Annotated in this window: 13 protein-coding genes; 8 read left to right on the top strand and 5 right to left on the bottom strand. The window is 40.9% G+C overall.

Going from position 1 to position 18,087, the window contains the following annotated elements; all coding sequences use genetic code 11:
* The first annotated feature begins 251 nt into the window (after positions 1 to 251).
* A complete protein-coding gene (locus ZA06_RS07635; protein WP_053976771.1) occupies positions 252 to 893 on the top strand; it encodes a DUF6266 family protein in 642 nt (213 codons plus the stop codon).
* A 114-nt stretch (positions 894 to 1,007) separates the two neighbouring features.
* On the opposite strand, the gene ZA06_RS07630 is transcribed toward ZA06_RS07635, so the two are convergent.
* The 5 genes from ZA06_RS07630 to ZA06_RS07610 form a co-directional block, all read right to left on the bottom strand.
* A complete protein-coding gene (locus ZA06_RS07630; RefSeq protein WP_053976770.1) occupies positions 1,008 to 1,274 on the bottom strand; it encodes a helix-turn-helix domain-containing protein in 267 nt (88 codons plus the stop codon).
* A 358-nt stretch (positions 1,275 to 1,632) separates the two neighbouring features.
* Positions 1,633 to 1,959 (bottom strand): DMT family transporter, encoded by a 327-nt coding sequence (locus ZA06_RS07625; protein WP_053976769.1) that lies wholly within the window; start codon positions 1,957 to 1,959, stop codon positions 1,633 to 1,635.
* Positions 1,960 to 2,166: 207 nt separating this feature from the next.
* Complete coding sequence (locus ZA06_RS07620) at positions 2,167 to 2,961, bottom strand: cation transporter (protein WP_053976768.1); 795 nt, start codon at positions 2,959 to 2,961, stop codon at positions 2,167 to 2,169.
* Between the two features lie 157 nt (positions 2,962 to 3,118).
* Complete coding sequence (locus tag ZA06_RS07615) at positions 3,119 to 3,325, bottom strand: hypothetical protein (protein ID WP_053976767.1); 207 nt, start codon at positions 3,323 to 3,325, stop codon at positions 3,119 to 3,121.
* Positions 3,326 to 3,861: 536 nt separating this feature from the next.
* Positions 3,862 to 4,806 carry a T9SS type A sorting domain-containing protein gene (locus ZA06_RS07610; RefSeq protein WP_082331956.1) on the bottom strand — a complete coding sequence of 315 codons (945 nt, stop codon included), beginning with the start codon at positions 4,804 to 4,806 and terminating at the stop codon, positions 3,862 to 3,864.
* 751 nt (positions 4,807 to 5,557) lie between these two features.
* Here ZA06_RS07610 and ZA06_RS07605 point away from each other — a divergent pair.
* From ZA06_RS07605 to ZA06_RS07575, 7 genes are all read left to right on the top strand, one after another.
* Complete coding sequence (locus tag ZA06_RS07605) at positions 5,558 to 6,079, top strand: DUF5004 domain-containing protein (protein ID WP_053976765.1); 522 nt, start codon at positions 5,558 to 5,560, stop codon at positions 6,077 to 6,079.
* 10 nt (positions 6,080 to 6,089) lie between these two features.
* Positions 6,090 to 7,172: a hypothetical protein gene (locus tag ZA06_RS07600; protein ID WP_053976764.1), complete on the top strand. Its 1,083-nt coding sequence runs from the start codon at positions 6,090 to 6,092 to the stop codon at positions 7,170 to 7,172.
* A 31-nt stretch (positions 7,173 to 7,203) separates the two neighbouring features.
* Positions 7,204 to 10,137 (top strand): SusC/RagA family TonB-linked outer membrane protein, encoded by a 2,934-nt coding sequence (locus ZA06_RS07595; protein ID WP_053976763.1) that lies wholly within the window; start codon positions 7,204 to 7,206, stop codon positions 10,135 to 10,137.
* Between the two features lie 32 nt (positions 10,138 to 10,169).
* Entirely contained in the window at positions 10,170 to 11,675 is a 1,506-nt protein-coding gene (locus ZA06_RS07590; RefSeq protein WP_053976762.1) for a RagB/SusD family nutrient uptake outer membrane protein, read from the top strand.
* Between the two features lie 78 nt (positions 11,676 to 11,753).
* Positions 11,754 to 13,010, top strand: coding sequence for a glycoside hydrolase family 71/99-like protein (locus ZA06_RS07585; RefSeq protein WP_053976761.1), 1,257 nt, complete (start codon positions 11,754 to 11,756; stop codon positions 13,008 to 13,010).
* A 21-nt stretch (positions 13,011 to 13,031) separates the two neighbouring features.
* Positions 13,032 to 15,053 carry a glycoside hydrolase family 97 protein gene (locus ZA06_RS07580; protein WP_053976760.1) on the top strand — a complete coding sequence of 674 codons (2,022 nt, stop codon included), beginning with the start codon at positions 13,032 to 13,034 and terminating at the stop codon, positions 15,051 to 15,053.
* A gap of 100 nt (positions 15,054 to 15,153) precedes the next feature.
* Entirely contained in the window at positions 15,154 to 17,982 is a 2,829-nt protein-coding gene (locus ZA06_RS07575; protein ID WP_240472222.1) for a helix-turn-helix and ligand-binding sensor domain-containing protein, read from the top strand.
* Positions 17,983 to 18,087 lie beyond the last annotated feature (105 nt).

Below are 18,087 nucleotides of genomic sequence, written 5' to 3'. Positions count from 1 at the left end.
CTTACACGAAGAAACCTCGAACCATCCTCGAACAAAACCCCCTAAATTTTGGGTTGAGCAGTCATAAGGCATCATAAAGCGTCATAAGTAGTCATAAACAGTCATAAGCGGTCATAAGTAGTCATAGGCCGTCATAAACCATCATAACCCGTCATAAGCAGTCACGAACGGTCATAAGCCGTCAGACCCTTGTTTTACAATAATTTAGCTTCTACATTGGTAACAAGTTTAACTCTAAAACCATAACAACTATGGCAAAACTCGACAAAGGCATCCTAGGAGGCTTTTCAGGAAAAGTGGGCAATGTAGTAGGTGTCCGCTGGAGAGGGCAGGACATTATGCGCAGTCTGCCGTCTCGGGGACATTATGTACCCAGCAACGCACAATTGGAACAACGTGAAAAGTTCGGCTTGGTCATGAAGTTCCTTACACCCATCCAAGGGCTGCTCAACGCCTATTTTGGCAAGCGCCAGAGCGACAAAAGTCCGTTCAACCTAGCGGTATCCTACCACCTTAAGGAGGCCGTAGAACCGGTAGACGAAGGTTTTGAAATGGATTACCTTAAGATACTCATTAGTAAGGGCGACCTGCGCGGGATGGACACCCCGCAAGTACAAGCCTTGGCCAACCAACAACTGGCCCTGAGCTGGGAAGACAACAGCGGACAGGGCAACGCCAGCGCATCAGACGCCTGCATTGCGGTAATCTACTCGCCAGAGGGGCAGTTTTTTCAAATCTTTGAGGGGGTGGCCCTGCGCGGAGATGGGGGCGTTACCCTTAACCTGCCAGCCTATTTTACAGGCTTCGAGGTGTATGTGTGGGCCAGCTTTGTTACCGCCAACCAACAGGAGGCGGCCACCAGCAGTTACCTGGGCAGCGTTACGGTTACCTAAGCAAACCGTCACCAGTTTACATGCCAATTCCAGCAGCACAAAATTACTTGAGTTTTTGGCTGCTGGCTTCGGCTTTCATCACTATATCTCAGGGAAAAGATACTTCTTAAGGCACTAGGCCGCCGACCCCTGTTTAAGGGCCAGCATACTGTTTTGCAACAGGTACTTATTAATAAGGTTTTTAGGGTAACATATTACCCGCCCCAACTTTATGTAGGGGATCCGCCCATCCTTTCGGTAGCGGTAGAGCGTACTGGAACTAATGTTCAACAAAGCCATTACATCTTCAGAGGTAAGCCAATCTTCCTTTTGGGCCAGTTTCAGGTTGAATACCAACTGACCCTGATCCGCAATGGGCACTGTGTGTCTTGGGTTTTGCATAACGTTTATTTGAGTTGGTTAACATACCCTAAGATATTCATTTTCAACACGTCACCACAAAACACCCATGTTTATTATCAACAACTTATTGTTTATAAGTGAGTTAGCGCTAGTTAAGTATAAAAGAGTTTAGAAAAGAAGAATATGTGTTGAGAAGGTATCGAACGAAGCCCAACGATGCGCCAACAAATCAAGCAATAGCACAACTGTCATTCCGACGAAGGAGGAATCTCATCTACTGCCCATGGATGCTTCATTGCATTGTGCTCCATTATGAAATCCAAGATTCCACGCAGATAATGACAATACTATTTTGGAATTCGTTTTAAAATTGCATTAACCGAAAAAGCAAATAACCTCAATGCGACACGATTTTCAACCCTACAATGGAAGCAATTAAAGTTGTAATGAAGAAGAGCCTCCAAAAGGTTGCGGGCTCCTTAAACACCAAGATGCCAACCAATACGGTACCAACGGCCCCTATGCCCGTCCAAACGGCATAGGCTGTACCAATGGGCAGTTGCTTGGTAACCTTAACCAAGAGAAACATACTAATGGCCAAACACACCAAAAAACCAATGTACCAATAGGTAACGTCCACGCCCTTGGCCTCCTTTGCCTTTCCCAAACAGGCCGCAAAGGCCACTTCAAAAAGTCCGGCGATAATTAATAGTACCCAATTCATTTGTAGTAGTCTTGCTAAATAATGGTTCTATATGGCTTCGGCATAAGCCTTACAACCTAATGGCAATATACACGAAATCTTAAACAAAAATAGAGGTCTCATCTTGAAAACATGAGCTATTTACCTCAATAGCCACTAGTGATAACACAAAAAAATGTGCACCCTCCATCTCACTACTCCATACTAACTCCTCAATACTCCCAAACCCTACTTGCCCAACTGCAAAATCCTAATGGCACCCTGCACCACCAAAACAAATACAATGCTGCCAATGATCAAGTCGGGTTTATTGGAGTGCAACCAGTGCACCAAAGCACCGGCTATTATCACACCTAGGTTGATGATAACGTCGTTGGAAGTAAAAATCATGCTAGCTTTCATATGGGCCTCCTCCTTGCTTTTGGACTTCTGCAGCAAGTACAAACAGTAGCCATTGGCCAATAATGCCAAAACAGACACCCATATCATGGTATTAAAATCTGGAAGCTTTTCGCTGCCAAAAAAACGGCGCAGCACTTCTGCAAAGCCAATAAGGGCCAACAGTATCTGAAAATAGCCCGCTAGTTTGGCAATGCGCTTTTTGCGTATCAAGGTACCGCCCACTGCAAACAAACTGATGCCATACACAAAGGCATCGGCCAACATATCAAGGCTATCGGCTACCAAGCCCATCGATTTGGAAAGCAGCCCCGTGGTCATTTCAACCACAAAAAAGGCAAAGTTAATGACCAAGACTGTCCATAGCAGTTTGCTCTGGTCTTTGTGTTCGGAGAACTCTGTTTGATTGGTGTGTTCACTGCTAATTTGCTTCCCTCCTAAATTGAGGCCTACAATAGCCTGCTCTATTTGGGAAAGGTGGCCTTCGTGGAATACTGTCAAGGCCCTATTGGGAATATCAAAATCCAGTTGCTGGATACCTGGCATGCCCTGAAGCTTCATACGAATAAGGTTCTCCTCTGAAGGGCAGTCCATTTTACTAATCTCGAAGATGGTTTTTTCCATGTACAGTTATGTTATAGGCCAAGAGCCCTAACAAATATACAATTCCCCAATTGGATACTATCCAAAAGGTAGGCGATGGAAAGAGGTGACATCACAAATTCTTGTAAAAAATCTGTGATTCTATCTATCTACTCTATATTAAATACTTAGTTATAAGCTACACTGTAGCCTTTACATATAAAAGACGCATAAGTTGACGGTACATTAATAGGGATCCTATAGTAGTAAAAATAAGGGTTAATACATTGAGAAAGAAAGAGGATGGCATAACCTCAGCAACATTGGTTCTAATCTGTAGGCTTAAGCCAAACCCCAACACAAAGGATACAAGGCCTAAGGCTACTTTTAAATTTTTGGTATGCATATAGTTCTAGTTAATGGATTACTAACTTTAGTTATTGTTTAATTAATATGGGTTTTTAAATGCGGATGGCGGGATAAGCCGTCCAACAAACAACGTACTTGGTCAGGAAATTGTTTGTAATTGTTTTGGCACCATAGGGCATTAGACCTTTGTACCTGATAGCGTGACGAATATAAAAAAACATGTTGAAATAGCAATATTAAATTCATCAATTATTTCAACATAACGTCCTGAGTCGCATATTTTTAACACTTCATCGAAACAATCGATTACAGAAAGACCGAATCCCCCTAGATTAAATACTAAAAATACTACAAACCATCGACTTTAGAAAGCACTTACATACACTTGAAATTGACTAGGATTAACTCATTAGCATTGTTATCCAGAAAGAGTTAAAAATACTCAACGGTTAAGGTAAACTTCATCAAATTCAAACCCAATAAGACATAAAAAAAGCAGCTCAGTACAAACATTACGATGTATACCTAACTGCTAATCTACACATAACAAGCTGGCAAGTTTTAGTAGGTAGTTTATTCCTTTATAAATTTCAACGTTAGTTTATTATTATTTTCAAATTGTACAAAATACAGACCGTTTGGTATGTTTTGAATATTAATAGCCTCACTTTTTGAAACAGTACCACTCAATACTTTTTTACCTAAAATATCATAAATACTATAATCCTCCCTATTGCTTAAATTGGAAACTTTAATGTAATCGGAAGAAGGGTTTGGGTAGATGGAAATATTCCTAGACAGCATATCATAATCTTCTACACCCAACGCGTTATTAAATGTTGCATAATAGAAATTATCCAACTCAGATAATCTATAGCCGTCATGACAAAAATAAGGATACAAGATAGTGGCTCCTCCTAAATCGGCATTTGTTACCTGAGAGAATTTATGGTTTGTTTTCAACGCTCCCAAATTCCCCTCAGCATCGCTGTTATAGATATTAAAGTCGATAGAAAATGTATTGGCACTAATGTATGATACGGTCAACTCCATGTAATACCAATTACCCAACACTAAATCTGGCGGCCAATTTACTGCAGAAGCAGATGCATTATTGATAAGATCCCCACCTCCACCATGGAACGCAAAACCCAAGGTTTTAGCAGGATGCCCATAGGTATTGGCTGTGTTAGCACTGTTTACGGCAAAACCTATACCACCACGGCCGGCATTACCTTCAATCTTAACATAAGCAGACACTTTATAATCGGCATTTAATGCTACTGGGAATCCTTCTTTTAAAGTCCAATTACCATTGGTACTTCCGCTAAAATTTACAGCTCCTGAATTAGAAATACCACTTGAACTCCCATTGCTAACCGTTGTGGTAGAACTAGGATTGAAATTGGTGGTTAAATCTGCCGTTGAATTAAAATCAATAATTGATTGCGCCTGCATCTTACCGGTGAAAATAAAAAGACCCAAAAAGGCTAAAGTTAGAATGTAAATGTGTTTCATACACTAGTTGTTTGTTTTTATGGTTGCTAACTGGTTATTTATAGATCCATTTTAGTTTTCGTACACTTAAAATTCTAGATGTACAAATTCACCCAACATTAAAATTTTCTATTCACACCAACCTATATATAAAATAGTAGCTATTAAGAAGCTTATTTATGTCGTCATCATTATCTCAAATATATACGATTTAACTTACAAATAAAATAAAACTCAATATTTTTGTTAAAAAACTGTATTTATCCCACAATACAATCACATTGAATAAAACAAAACATAAATTACTCCTTCCAAATCCTAATTTTAGACTAACCATAACTACACAACTACTCCTAGGCATATACGCATACAATTTGTAGTGCCTATTCCATAAAAACACACATGCATTACTTCTCACATTTCAAAGCAAAAAACAAGTGCTTATTGTCAAATTGACAATAAATGATTAGCGGCATTATTTTTAAACGAATTAAAAGAGCTTTATTTGCGAATTAGCAAAAAACATGCCTTTTATATTATGAAATCCACATTATTTTCAGCAAAAAACACTTTGATTTTTCTTAATATCATCTTGATTTTTTCCATTTACCAATTTCAATAAACCCATATACTACAACGTTTTAGGAGAATTTTCCGTCTTGAAACACTTTGATTTTAACTCAATCTTTTTTTTAAGGATTTCTTAACAGATAATTTAGACCATCGCTTTTTAGGAGTGGTACAAGTCTAACAATCACCAATTACTTTTTTTATGAAATACACTAACATTCGGTTTCTAATGATCATTGGTTTCTTGGCATTTTTTGGATGCAACAAATCCGATGATGGGAGTTATGTAGCCCCCATTACCGTGTACGAAAAAATCGCGGGCCAATGGAACTTGATGAACCTAAAAATGGTGGACGAAGTGGCCAAGGCCACCAACATCTCCCCCAACGAACAAAACTTGAGCACTTGGTTCAATTATGACACCTTCCAAATTACCTTTAATGTAGATGGCGACAACCAGCCTACTACCTATGAGGTGATGGGCAATGTGCCGCCTTTGTTTGCTGCCAGTGGGTACTATGAGTTGAGCACGCCTTTTCAGCCTACCACTGCCAATCCAATCCTGATCCATCTGTATAGCGATGCGGCCCACACCAACCTTACCGATGTGCTACAGCTTACAGCGGTACCTGGTACCAACGCACAAATGCAAATTACTTTGGTGCGCACTTCGGGCGGAACTCCATTTGTATCCTATGTATTCAACTTAATGGCTAACAACTAATCTAACACTAATGAAGAAACTATTATATACCTTATTAATGGCACTGTACCTCATCCCCAACCTGACACAGGCTCAGGAGTTGGTAGGCTCGGTAGGCTCTATGTGGTCCTACCCGGTAGTGTACCAATATAGCGAGGAAGTCACTTGGTACTTTGACCTTTCAGGTACCACCTTTGCCGAAAACGAAGATGTATACATCTGGATCTGGTCGCCTAGCGAACCCGATGCAGGCAACTGGGAAAACTCCTCTGAGTTTGCACACCTTAGTTATGAGGGCAATTTTGTATGGAGCTTTACCTTAACTCCTACCGAGTACTTTTCTATGAGTGCCGAAGACATTGCGGGTAGCGCGGGCTTTTGGTTCCGTTTAAAAGACCTTACAGGAAGCAAACAAACCGAAGTGGCCAATATGCCCTACACGCCAATAGACTCCTTCTTTACGGCAGATGAAATGATGCGTTCCTACCCAACCGAAGCAACCTTGGATGGAGGTTTGAGCATCCTGTTCAATTCCAATTTAGTAGATGGTTTTGCAGACGCTACTAGCGTACATATACACTCGGGAATGAACACTTGGGCCATTTTACAAGAATACCAATCGTGGCTCCCAGAGATTGTGGAAAAGACCAAGTTGAAAGACATGGGGGACGGCTTTTACAAAATGGACTTGATTCCTTCAGAGTACTATAATGATATTCCAGAAGGCTTTATCATGGAGAATATTACCTTTTTGTTTGTAAAGGACGACTGGGCAGGCACTTCCCCTGAACTGGTAATCTATGCCGCTGAATATATTCCGCCACCACCACCAGAGTTTAGATTCTTTCCGTTGCAGATCAGTCAAAAGGACTTTCTACAAATTTCCCGTATCAATAACGAAACAGGTATCAATACCTTGATCTATACGATTACAGCGGGCAGTACGGAAATCAATGGTGAATTCTCGGGCAATATGGACGAGATCAAAGGGTTTATCGATTTGCCTACCCTATTACAGGGCATTCCTAACCTTACCGAAATTCAGGTATTGGTAGTGGACAACCAGGGCAACACCATAATTGACACTACCCTTCCATTGAAAACACTAGACTAACTAATACTATCACTTTAAAACATCGATTAGAATGACACTTAAAAACATACACAAAAGTCCAAATCCATTCAGGACTTTTAAGGCGTTGTTTGCTCTATTGCTCCTGTGTTGCCTGTCTATGACAGCCTATGCCCAAGAAAAGCTTTTGGTAACAGGAACCATATTTGACAACAACGGATTAGAATTGGCCGGTGCCACGATCTTGGAGGTGGGAACCACCAATGGAACCACAGCAGACTTTGATGGAAAGTTCAGCTTACAAGTGACCACCGGCAATGACATTCAAATTTCCTATTTAGGATATGCCACACAAACCATTAACATTACCGCCAATACGGCCATGCCTTTGCAGGTGACCCTTCAGGAAGATGCCTATGCCTTGGACGCTGTAGAACTGGTAGCCGTTGGTTATGGTACTATGAGAAAATCGGACCTTACCGGAGCTATTTCTACCGTATCGGCAGACGAGCTTGAAAAAGGAGTGATTTCTTCTACAGAGCAGGTGCTACAAGGGAAGGTAGCGGGTTTAACCGTAATACAAGGTACAGGAGATCCAAGTAGCGGGGCGTCGCTACGCCTTAGAGGAGGTACCTCCTTAACGGCCAGCAACAATCCGTTGGTGGTAGTAGATGGGATTCCGGGGGTAGACATCAACACCGTACAACCAAACGACATCAAAACCATAGACGTTCTTAAGGATGCTTCGGCTACCGCCATTTATGGATCTAGAGGAGCCAACGGAGTCATCATCATTACCACAAAGAGTCAAAAATCTGGTTTCAATGTGACTTATAATGGGTATACTGGGATAAGCTATGCCAGCAACAACCTAGACATGCTTTCGGCCAACCAATGGCGTCAATATGTACGTGACAATAATGTTACGGGTGCTATCGACTACGGTGGAGACACCGATTGGCAGGAAGAACTCCAGACAACCTCAGCAACCATGTCGCATACCGTAAGCTTAGCTTCTGGAGCTGAATACAATGGTTTGAGAGCATCGGTATCCTATTTGGACAATAAAGGGATCATTAAAACTACCGGATTGGAGCGTTTGAGTGGAAACTTGAGCATTTACCAATATGCTATGGACAAGAAGTTAAAATTCGATGCAGGAATGTTTGCTACGGTTGACAAATGGAATCCATTGGATTACCGCATTTTCGAGCGTGCCTTCAACTTAAATCCAACCATCCCAGTATATGACGAAAACGGGAATTTCACTTCTGTAGACGGAACCTTATACGAAAACCCTGTGGAAATCTTGACCAACCGTACCGCAGACAGCAAGCGTAACCGCCTGTTGGGATACTTTAAAACAGAGGCCGACCTTTGCACAGACCTTAAGGCCGTATTAAACCTTTCTTACGAGCATAATGCAAGCACAGGAAATACATACAAGCCTTCTTATGCTATTTTGGAAGGGATTACCGAAAACGGTTATGCCCAAAAAACCTATGGGGAATACACCAACATGCAGTTGGAGACCTACTTAAACTACACCAAGGAATTTGGAAAGAATAACCTGAACTTAATGGGTGGTTATTCCTTCCTTGAAAATGTATACGAAGGTTTTGGAGCACAACGTAGTGGTTTTGTAACCAATGCTTTTGGCTACAACAACCTTGGCGCGGGAACCAACTACCGCATTGGTGATGTGTACTCCTATAAAGGAAAATCGCGTTTGGTATCTTTCTTTGCAAGAGCCAACTATAGCTTCAACAGCCGCTTTATGCTTACCGCAACTATTAGAGAGGATGGATCAAGTCGCTTTGGTAAAAACAACAAATGGGGAACCTTCCCTTCAGCGTCAGTAGCTTGGAGAATTTCCAACGAAGCATTTTTAGAAGATTCCAGCTGGTTGACCAACCTAAAACTTCGTGCTGGATATGGGGTAACCGGTAACCAAGATGGAATTGGCGAGTACAAATCCCTTTCTATTTTGGGTGCAGGAAACGATTCTTACTACGACCCTGCAACCGGCGATTGGAGTTTAGCCTATTCACCAACACAAAACCCAAATCCAGACTTAAAGTGGGAAACTACTGAGCAGTTCAACATTGGTTTGGACTTTAGTTTGTTCAACTTCTTGAACGGTACTATTGAATGGTACAACAAATACACTAAAGACCTATTGTATACTTACGAAGTACCTCAGCCGCCTTATTTGGTGGGAACCATGTTGGCTAACGTGGGGGAACTTTCCAACAAGGGGATTGAGTTGAGCTTAAACGCCAACATCATCAACACCGATAAGTTTACTTGGGATGCCAACCTTACCATGGCACATAACAAACAAAAGATAGAAAAGCTATCCAACCAAACTTATGAAACCGATGTGATTTACAGTGGATCGCTTCACGGCTTGTCAGGATTGTCCAACCAATTCTCTCAAATCATTGCCGAGGGTTATCCTGTAGGAACCTTTTGGGGATATGAAAGTTCTGGTTTGGATGAAAATGGGAACTTCATCCTGAGCGAAGAAAAAACAGACATAGGAAACATTCAACCGGACCTATCTATGGGATTGGCCATGAACTTCACCTACTCCAATTTCGACTTTGCCATTACAGGTTACGGAATGTTCGGGCAAGAAGTATTGAACGCTACCAATATGGTATTGTACAACCCAAATCGTTTGCCTGCCTATAATGTACCAGACGGATATTTAGACAGCGGCATTAATGAACCTTCTCCTACCTACTCTAGCTACTGGATTGAGGATGCTTCTTTCTTCAGATTACAGTCTATGAGCTTGGGTTACACCATTCCGTTTGAGAAATCCAACTCTAAATTGCGTGTATACCTATTGGGAGAAAACTTGGCTGTATTTACAGGCTACGAAGGTGTAGATCCTGAAATTGACATGAGCGGATTGGCAAATCCTGGAATTGACAGATTTAATAATTACCCAAGACCAACCACCATTTCTTTGGGTCTTAACTTAACACTAGGTAATTAATAGAGCGATAGTAATTAGAAAATATGAAGACAATGAAATTTAAAATATTTGCAGTACTACTAAGCAGTTTGTTTGTGACGGTATCCTGTACCGATTTGGACGAGGATCTGTACGACCGCGTAGAAGACAACAACTTTGGGACCACCCCAGATGAAATAGATGCCCTTGTTGGGGGCGCCTATTCGTCCCTAAGAGGCTTTAGCGACGAAATCTCCAATGCCTTCCCTGGCAGTGAGTTTGTATTCTTTCTTAACGAAGTAGTGTCAGACGAGGCTACCATCCCAACCCGAGGAACCAACTGGTACGATGGCGGGGTGTACCAACGCGCCCAAAACCACACATGGTTGGCAGAGGACGGCATCATCCTTTCGGCATGGCGCTATTGCTATGCAGGAATTGCTAAGGTGAATTCCATCATCTATCAAGTAGACCAATCTGGTTTGACGGAAGCTGAAAAGACCCCTATCTATGCCGAATTGAGATCGGTGAGAGCCTATTACTACTACATGTTGTTGGACATGTTTGGAAATGTGCCAATTGTAACCGACTTTGAAGATACGGGCTTACCTTCCAACTCATCACGTCAGGAAGTATACAACTTTGTAGAGGCTGAATTGTTAGAATCCTTACCTTATCTGAAATCGGAAATTGTGTATTCTAAATTCACTAAAAATGTAGCTTATGCCCTATTAGCAAGGTTGTATTTAAACTCCGAAGCTTTTGTAGGAACTCCAAGATGGCAGGACTGCATCAACATGTGCCAAAACATCTCTGGATACACTTTGGAACCTGATTATTTCGCCAATTTCTTGACAGAAAATGAAAACTCCAGTGAAACCATTTTCGCCATTCCTTATGACAATGATGCAGGAACTATCGGCAACTACATGAACTCCATGTCCCTACACTATTTGCACCGTTTAACGGTTTCGGCTTCAGGAAATGATTTTCCTTGGTCTGCCAACGGAATGTCGGCCCAACCGGGAGTATATTCTTCTTTTGCTGAAAATGATATGCGAATAGATGCCATCCTTATTGGGGATCAAATCAACGTAGCAACCAACTCGGTAATTATGATGGACAACGGATCGCCATTAACCTATACAGAAGAGATCAGCAGTCTTGCAGATGCACAGGAAAATGAAGGAGGCCGCCTGTTTAAATACGAAACCAAAGCCGGGGAGCAGTGGGAACGCGACCATGATTTGGTAATCATTCGCTATGCCGAAATCCTGATAATGCAAGCCGAATGTTATGTGCGTTTAGGGAATCCAGATGGTGCCATACCGTTCTTGACCCAAATTACCGAAAGAGCAGGTACAGACATGCCAGACATGATCGACCTACAGTTCATCAACCAAGAGAGTTTAAGAGAATTTATATTTGAAGGAAAACGACGTACAGATACCATCCGTTTTGGAACGTTCTTTGAGCCTTGGTGGGAAAAAGGATCCACCGAGCCTTATAGAGCCATTTTCCCAATACCTGCAACGGTACTCAGTACCAATACTAATCTAACTCAAAACCCAGGGTATTAAGTTGTTTTCATGTTGGCCTTCTAAGATATTTGAATTAGTTCTTAGGAGGTCAACTCTTTATCGATTAATTTTATAACAATGATAACTTCCAAAAGTTTAAAAACAGTTTGCGCAATGCTCTTCGTGTCCATTTTGGGCTGTGGTTCCGACGATGGCGGAAGCGATAATCCTGATCCTACCCCAGAAGTAGAAGTACTAGATCCCGTAGCTGTTAGCAAAATCAATAGCACCAAAGTGTACATGCATTATATGCCTTGGTTTGAGACCAACGAGAGCAGCGGCAATAACCAATGGGGCTACCATTGGACCATGGCCAACAAAAACCCAAACAATGTGGATGGGACAGGAAAACGGGAAATTGCCTCGCATTTCTATCCGTTGATTGGTCCTTACCACTCAGGTGATAAAGATGTCATAGAATACCATTTGCTATTGATGAAGTATGCCGGTATTGATGGCGTTTTAATAGATTGGTATGGTCGATATGATGTAAATGACTACAGGATGATTCGCGACAACACCGAAGCCCTAATAGATGTTTTGGATGAAGTAGGCATTGGCTACGCCATAGTGTATGAAGACCGCTTTTTACAAGCTATTGTAGACCAAGGAATGGCACCAACTATAGAGAGCGCTGCCAAGTCGGATATGAGTTATATGCAAAGTAACTACTTTAACGACAATGCCTACATTCAAATAAACAACAAACCCCTGTTGCTCAATTTTGGCCCCATTACCTTGACGACTCCAGAACAATGGACAGAAACCTTTAGTGTTTTGAGCCCTAAACCTAGCTTTTTGACGCTGTGGTATGAATCGGCAGAGGCTGGCGATAATGCCCAAGGCGAGTTTTCTTGGGTATATGAAGACAATACCCATCTCACCAATTTTTACAACAACCAATTCCCAAATCTTGACTTAGCCTTCGGAAGCGCCTACCCCGGCTTTGACGATTTTTACGAAGAAGGCGGTGCCGAAGCAGGCATCGGTTGGAGCATAGATCATAATAGTGGAGCAACCTTAACTGAAACCTTATCTTTAGCTACTGGCTCTAATGCTGAATATTTGCAGTTAATAACTTGGAACGATTTTGGAGAAGGCACCATGCTGGAACCCACTCAGGAATTTGGATACAGTTCTTTGGAAAGCATAAAATCCTTTGCAGAGGTTCAAAACCTTCCTAATGTATTCAGCAGCATATATCAGCTGTATACCCTTAGAAAGGCGCATGCCAACAATACCAACATACAAAAACAATTGGATCAAGTATTCTATTATTTCGTGGCTTTGCAGGTGGATGATGCCCTTGCACTGCTACAGGCAATTGAAGACTAAATAACCACTCAATATATCACCATGAAAAATTACCTCTATACATTTGGCCTCACCCTCTGCAGCTGCGCGCTCATTGTGTCCTGCGCCAAAGAGCAACCAACCTACAAGCTTAGCTCTCCAGACCAAACAACCACATTAGAGTTTAGCCTCACCGAATCAGGAGCGCCACAATACAAGGTATCTCATAACGGAGCCTCTGTTTTGGAGCCTTCCTTATTGGGATTTGAATTTGAAGACCTAAAAGACATGACCGATGGTTTTGAAGTCATAGGCAGTGAAGAGCATAACACCGACACCTCTTGGGAGCAACCTTGGGGTGAATTTAAAACCATAAGGGATCATCACAACGAATTGGTGGTACACCTTAAAGAAACTGATGGAGAGCAACGTTTGATGGACTTAAAATTCCGTTTGTTTGATAATGGACTTGGGTTTAGATATGCCTTTCCAAAGCAAGAACATATGGACAGTGTAAAAATCTCAAACGAATTGACTCAGTTTACCTTTCCACAAAACTATGATGTATGGTGGATTCCTGTTCATGCAGAAAACAGCTACTACGAAAGTCTGTATAAAAAAAGCCCCATGAACACCACTGATACTATCAACACCCCTGCAACATTCGAAACCAAGGACGGACTGTATTTGGCACTTCACGAAGCTAACTTAACAGACTTTGCTTCGATGACCTTAGTGAAATCCAAAGACAATCAATATGAAAGTGATTTGGTGCCTTGGGCCAATGGTGTAAAAGTCTACGCCCAAACTCCTTTTGAAACGCCATGGAGAACCTTAATTATTGGCGATCAACCTGGCGATTTGGTAACGTCAACTTTAATGCTCAACCTTAACGAACCTTCTAAAATTGAGGATTTGTCTTGGATCAAACCTTCCAAATATATTGGCATTTGGTGGGGAATGCATTTGGATAAATATTCTTGGGGACAAGGAGACAAGCACGGTGCCACCACCGAAAATACTAAAAAATACATCGACTTTGCTGCGAAGCATAGTTTGGATGGCGTTTTAGTGGAAGGTTGGAATGTAGGCTGGGATGGCGACTGGACTGCCGATGGAAGAGCATTCAGCTTTACACAGCCTTACCCCGACTTTGATATTGAAGCCATAGGTGAATATGCAGCCATGAACAATGTGCGCTTGATTGGGCACCACGAAACCGCAGGAGCTGCCAAACATTATGAAGACCAATTGGAGGACGCCTTCAAACTTTACAACAGGATTGGTGTGAATGCGGTAAAAACAGGTTATGTCAACAAATATTTGGATAAGAAGGAATGGCACGATGGCCAGTATGGCGTGCGTCACTACCGAAAAGTAATTGAAACCGCTGCCAAATACCATATCATGATCGACAACCATGAACCTGTCAAAGGCACGGGGTTACAACGCACCTACCCCAACTTGATGACCCAAGAAGGCGGAAGAGGCCAAGAGTACAATGCTTGGTCTTCTGATGGAGGCAATCCTCCGGAGCACACCACCATTCTACCATTCACAAGAATGTTATCCGGCCCCATGGACTTTACTCCCGGAAACTTCGACTTCAGTTACGAAACTCCAAACAAAGCCATGGTACCAACTACCCTTGCAAAACAATTGGCTTTGTACGTTACTATGTTCAGCCCGCTGCAAATGGCATCAGACCTACCGGAAAATTACGAAGGCAAACCAGCGTTTCAATTTATAAAGGACATCCCTGAAATTTGGTCAGAAACTGTGGTGCCAAATGCCGAAATTGGCAAGTACGTCACTATGGCTCGCAAGGATTGGAATAGCCTAGATTGGTATTTAGGAGCCATTACCAATGCGGACGCTCGCCAACTACAGGTTCCCTTGACCTTTTTAGATGAAAACACTTCTTATACAGCTCAAATTTATGAGGACGGCGAAGGCGCCAATTACAAAAGTAATCCCTACCCAATTAACATAACTACTAAAACAGTGGACCGAAACCCCACTTTAGAATTGAACTGGGCTGCTGGTGGAGGAACCGCCATTAGGTTCACCCCAGTTACCGAGTAGTTCATTTGTTTAAATGTTAATTTGAAAGCCATATCACTATCAAAAGGATATGGCTTTTTTTATGGATTCCTTAAAAATCGACATTATTTAATTTGTATTATTGTATATTAACATCAAGGAATTGCCAATTGTGAAATTATATCTCATCCCTCTTTTTGCACTCTGTTGTATATTGAATTTGGTAGGCCAAGAGCTGCCTCCCATTGAAATTTATACTCCCACACAATACGGTGCAGAAAACCAAAACTGGGGCATTTCACAAACTTCCAACAAAACCATTTATGTAGCCAATAACAAAGGCCTTTTAGAGTTTGATGGTGCCAAATGGCGTTTATATGCCTCTCCAAACGAAACAGTGATTCGCTCAGTAAAGGTCATTAACGATGTGATTTACACTGGCTGTTATATGGAGTTTGGATACTGGCAAAAAAATTCATTGGGAGCTTTGGAGTACACATCACTTTCTAAAGACCTTTCCACTCCTTTAATTGAGGACGAACAGTTTTGGAAAATTCTAGCAATAGACAACTGGATTCTCTTTCAATCCCTTAACAGGATTTATGTTTACGACATGACAACTTCTGAATTCAATGTAATTGAATCTAAGGTAGCCGTAACCAAAATGTACAAAGTAGACAATAGCATTTATTACCAAGACATTGGTTTGGGAATTTGCAAGATTGAAAATGGTCAATCAAAAGTATTATCAGGCGATCCTGTAATGACCCAGAATGTTGTCGTTAATGTTTATTTTCATAAAAATATGCTTTTAGCGGAAACCCAAGACAATGGTTTTTATGTTATAGAAAATGGGACAACCAAACAATGGGATATTCCGGCTAAAGACCTACTCTCCAAAGTAAGTGTCTATAGCAGCATTCAATTACAGGATGGGAGTTTTGCCCTTGGAACCATTTCCAAAGGAATTATTCATTTAACCAAAGACGGAGAAGCCAATTACATTATAAATCAGCAAAATGGCTTAAGCAACAACACCGTGCTTTCCATGTTTGAGGATATGGAACAGAATATCTGGCTAGGATTGGACAATGGTATCAATTGCGTAAATATTACCTCTCCATTTCGTATTTACAAAGACGAAAATGGCACCTTAGGAACTGTTTATGCTTCGGCCATTTTTAAGGGTCTGCTATATTTGGGCACCAACCAAGGACTATTTGCAAAGCCTTTAAATTCTTCAGAGGAATTCACTTTTGTTGAAGGTACCAAAGGTCAAGTTTGGTGTTTGGTTACCCATGACAACTCACTCTTTTGCGGACATAACATTGGCACCTTCATAGTTGAAGGCTACAAAGCCTCCTTAAAAATTCCTATCGATGGTACTTGGGATCTTAAACCTGTCCCAAATCATAACAACTTATTATTTCAAGGAAATTATAACGGCATCAACGTACTCCAAAAAGTAAATGGCGAATGGACCTTTAAAAATAAAATTGAAGGTTTCAACAATTCCACTAAGTTCTTTGAAGTTTTGGGCACCAATGAGTTTTTTGTGGATCACGAGTACAAAGGGGTTTATAAAATTACCACAGACAAAGATTACACAAAAGTTCTCAACGTCGAAAAAGTTCCTATTGAACAGGGCATCAATTCAAGTCTCGTTAAGTACAACGGAGAGATTTTGTATGCATATAAAAAGGGAATATTTGCGTATACCCCAGAAAATAAAACCTTTATAAAAGACACCATTTTAAGCCAAATGTTTGATGAAGAATCCTATACTTCAGGAAAATTAATCTCTGAAAAACTTACCAACACCCTTTGGGGATTCTCAAAGGAAGATATTAGTTTCCTTTCTGAGAGGAATTTCAGCGGTCATCCCAAACTCACAAAAATTGCCTTTCCAAATACCTTAAGAAAAGGAATGACCGGCTATGAAAATATAAGTTATATCAACCAAAACAACTACTTATTTGGGTCATCAACAGGCTACACCATTTTAGATCTAGACAAAATTTCCACAAAACAATATGAAATTTCTTTAAACACGGTAAGCAACCAATCCTTAGACTCAGATATCTTTTTTGCAGACAAAACACAAACAGGGGAATTCAAAAACAAGCAGAACAACCTTGAATTCACCTTTAGTATCCCTGAATTTGACAAATACCTAAAGCCCGAATACCAGTATCAATTAGAAGGTTTCTATGATCATTGGAGTCCATGGAGTGAATCTTCCTCTGAACTATTTAAAAACCTACCATATGGCACATATATTTTTAAAGTGAGAGGCAAGGTAGGGGATACACTAACGGATAATGTAGCTAGCTACAAATTTACGATTGGCAGACCTTGGTATTTATCAAATTTAGCTTGGGGATTTTATGCTATTTGTCTTATTTTACTGTCTTTACTACTTCATAACGTTTATAGGAACTACTACAAAAAGCAACAACACAAACTGCTGAAAGAGGCGGAACATGAACTTGAATTGAAAGAGCTTGAAAATGAACAGCAACTCATGCAGTTTCAAAATGAAAAGCTACAGCAGGATATTGAAAACAAAAATCGGGAATTGGCTATCTCCACTATGAGCCTCATCAAGAAAAACGAATTCTTGAATGGCATTAAAAACGAACTCAAAAATTCAAAAGAAGACAAGAGCATTAAATCGGTTATTCGTATTATTGACAAAAACCTCAACAATAAGGAGGATTGGAAATTCTTCGAGGAAGCATTTAACAATGCTGACAAAGACTTTTTAAACAAGATCAAAGACAAACATCCATCCCTTACTCCTAACGATTTAAAACTTTGCGCTTATTTAAGGCTCAACCTTTCATCCAAAGAAATTGCACCCTTGTTAAATATTTCTGCAAAAAGCGTGGAAGTAAAGCGTTACAGACTTCGAAAAAAAATGGATTTACCTCACGAAGCTAGCTTAACAAATTACATTTTGGAAATATAGAGCCTATACAAAGCTTAAAATCACCTATACATTACCACTACACAGACTGATTTTCAGCATCTAGAAAACGTTTTCGCAACAAAAACACTCTACCTAAAAGCCTTT

The sequence above is a fragment of the Mangrovimonas xylaniphaga genome (genome assembly GCF_001280435.1).
Classification (GTDB): Bacteria; Bacteroidota; Bacteroidia; order Flavobacteriales; family Flavobacteriaceae; genus Mangrovimonas_A; species Mangrovimonas_A xylaniphaga.
This window is presented reverse-complemented; position numbering and strand designations above follow the sequence as displayed.

Bases quoted from the DNA above. Each gene is read 5' to 3' on its own strand.
- ZA06_RS07635 (WP_053976771.1), top strand. From the start codon at position 252: ATGGCAAAACTCGACAAAGGCATCCTAGGAGGCTTTTCAGGAAAAGTG.
- ZA06_RS07630 (WP_053976770.1), bottom strand. From the start codon at position 1,274: ATGCAAAACCCAAGACACACAGTGCCCATTGCGGATCAGGGTCAGTTG.
- ZA06_RS07625 (WP_053976769.1), bottom strand. From the start codon at position 1,959: ATGAATTGGGTACTATTAATTATCGCCGGACTTTTTGAAGTGGCCTTT.
- ZA06_RS07620 (WP_053976768.1), bottom strand. From the start codon at position 2,961: ATGGAAAAAACCATCTTCGAGATTAGTAAAATGGACTGCCCTTCAGAG.
- ZA06_RS07615 (WP_053976767.1), bottom strand. From the start codon at position 3,325: ATGCATACCAAAAATTTAAAAGTAGCCTTAGGCCTTGTATCCTTTGTG.
- ZA06_RS07610 (WP_082331956.1), bottom strand. From the start codon at position 4,806: ATGAAACACATTTACATTCTAACTTTAGCCTTTTTGGGTCTTTTTATT.
- ZA06_RS07605 (WP_053976765.1), top strand. From the start codon at position 5,558: ATGAAATACACTAACATTCGGTTTCTAATGATCATTGGTTTCTTGGCA.
- ZA06_RS07600 (WP_053976764.1), top strand. From the start codon at position 6,090: ATGAAGAAACTATTATATACCTTATTAATGGCACTGTACCTCATCCCC.
- ZA06_RS07595 (WP_053976763.1), top strand. From the start codon at position 7,204: ATGACACTTAAAAACATACACAAAAGTCCAAATCCATTCAGGACTTTT.
- ZA06_RS07590 (WP_053976762.1), top strand. From the start codon at position 10,170: ATGAAATTTAAAATATTTGCAGTACTACTAAGCAGTTTGTTTGTGACG.
- ZA06_RS07585 (WP_053976761.1), top strand. From the start codon at position 11,754: ATGATAACTTCCAAAAGTTTAAAAACAGTTTGCGCAATGCTCTTCGTG.
- ZA06_RS07580 (WP_053976760.1), top strand. From the start codon at position 13,032: ATGAAAAATTACCTCTATACATTTGGCCTCACCCTCTGCAGCTGCGCG.